The sequence below is a fragment of the Cellulomonas rhizosphaerae genome, assembly GCF_003470205.1.
GTDB lineage: Bacteria > Actinomycetota > Actinomycetes > Actinomycetales > Cellulomonadaceae > Cellulomonas > Cellulomonas rhizosphaerae.
Genome location: NZ_QWKP01000020.1, coordinates 1 through 2,056 on the forward strand (window position 1 = coordinate 1; position 2,056 = coordinate 2,056).

Here is a 2,056-nt window from a genome sequence, read left to right on the forward strand (position 1 = left end):
CGCGAGGGCGGCGATGCCGAGCACCCCGAACCACCGCTTGCCGGTGACCCGGCCCTTGCGGGTCAGCCACAGCGCCGCGATCGCCAGCGCGGCGGAGCCGATGCCGAAGCCGATCATCAGGCGGAAGCCCCAGTACGTGACCGTGAGGTTGGGCTGGTACGAGATCGGGTCGCCGTTCTCGTCGGTGAACCCGTACTTCTCCTCGTACTGCGCCTGCAGGTCGTCCACGCCCTGGAGCGTGGCGTTGAAGTCGCCCGTCGCGAGGAACGAGAGCATGCCGGGGATCTCGATGACGTGCTTGACGTTGTCGCAGTCGTTCGACAGGTTGCCGATCGCCAGGATCGAGAAGGACACGTTCGACGAGGTGGTGCACAGCGCCTCGGCCGACGCCATCTTCATGGGCTGCTGCTCGAACATGAGCTTGGCCTGCCAGTCGCCGGTCAGCGCGACTCCGACGCCGCTGACGAGCATCGCGATCAGCCCGACGATCACCGCGGGGCGGTAGACGTCCTTGGCCGTGGCGGCATCGCCCCGACGCACGAGCTTGACCATCCACCAGGCGGCGATGCCGGCGACGAACGTGCCGGCCGTGAGGAACGCCGCCGAGATCGTGTGCGGGAACGCCGCCAGCACGGTGGGGTTGGTGAGCACCGCGCCGATGTCCACCATTTCCGCGCGGCCGGTCTTCTCGTTGAAGACCGAGCCGACCGGGTGCTGCATCCACGAGTTCGCGGCCAGGATGAAGAACGCGGACAGGTTGGTGGCGATCGCGACGGCCCAGATGCACGCGAGGTGGATCTTCTTGGGCAGCTTGTCCCAGCCGAAGATCCACAGGCCCAGGAACGTCGACTCGACGAAGAACGCGGCGAGCGCCTCCATGGCCAGCGGTGCCCCGAACACGTCGCCGACGAAGCGCGAGTACTCGCTCCAGGCCATGCCGAACTGGAACTCCTGCACGATGCCGGTGGCCACGCCGATCGCGAAGTTGATCAGCAGGAGCTTGCCGAAGAACTTGGTCAGGCGGAGCCAGCGTTCGTTGCCGGTGCGCACCCATGCGGTCTGCATGATCGCGACGAGCGGCGCGAGGCCTATCGTCAGCGGCACGAAGATGAAGTGGTAGACGGTGGTGATACCGAACTGCCAGCGGGCGAGGTCTAGGGCGTCCACGAGATCTCCGAGCGGGGGAGGTGCGAGTCGGTGGTCGTAAGTCCGCCGCCGTCGACGTGCGTGCGGACCTGGGGGAACGCTAGAACGATGTCCAGTCTGCCCCTGGGACCAAGGTCCCGGGTACTGACACGCTGTCGTTTTCTTCGAGGGCCCGTGGCAGGCCCGACAAGGGTGTCTGTGCGATACTGACCGCGGTCCACAAGGCGTCCACACCGCCCCGTGAACCCGTGAGCTCGCAGCATCGACCACGTCGCGTGCGCCAGCCGCCGCCCGGCAGTCCGCCAGGTCCCCGATCGGGGCCGGGATTCCGTCAGGCAGGCGATGGCCCCGGCCAGGTGCAGCAGCCATGACCGACGACTTCCGTCGCAGCGCGTAGGCGCGAGCGACGACCGACCCGCTACGGGCCGCCAGATGTGTGGACGGCGGTTCGTGGTACCCAGGAGCACCTCGCGTGATGTCCGACAACACTCCCGAGTCCGCAGTCACCACGTCGACGGGGAGTGAGGCAGCGCCGGCACCGGCGCGACGCCGCCGCGCCACGCGCAGCGTGGCCGCCCCGGACGCCGTGCCGACGCCCACTGCCGAGGCACCGGCCGCCGGTTCCGACGCTGCTGATGCCGCTGCCGCTGCCGATGCGCCCGCGGCCAAGAAGCCCGCGCGCAAGCGGACGAAGGCCGTCGCGGCGCCCGTCGCCGACGAGGCCGCCGCGCCTGCTGCCGCAGAGCCCGCCGCTGCCGAGGCCTCCGCGCCGACCCGCTCGCGTGGCGGCCGCAAGGCTGCCGCACCGGTCGAGGCTCCCGCCACCGAGGCGGAGGCGCCCGCGCCTACCAAGACCCGCAAGCGCGCCACGCGGCCCGCCGCGGCTGCCGACGCGATCACGCCGGCCGCC

Annotated in this window: 1 protein-coding gene and 1 pseudogene; one reads left to right on the forward strand and one right to left on the reverse strand. The window is 70.1% G+C overall.

Going from position 1 to position 2,056, the window contains the following annotated elements:
* Nucleotides 1-1,167 (reverse strand): cytochrome ubiquinol oxidase subunit I (locus D1825_RS00235; RefSeq protein ID WP_138066952.1); only part of this gene is annotated, 1,167 nt, incomplete at its 3' end.
* Nucleotides 1,168-1,621: 454 nt separating this feature from the next.
* Between D1825_RS00235 and D1825_RS00240 the strand changes: the two are divergent.
* Nucleotides 1,622-2,056 (forward strand): annotated as a pseudogene (locus D1825_RS00240) (ribonuclease E/G); the annotation flags it as partial.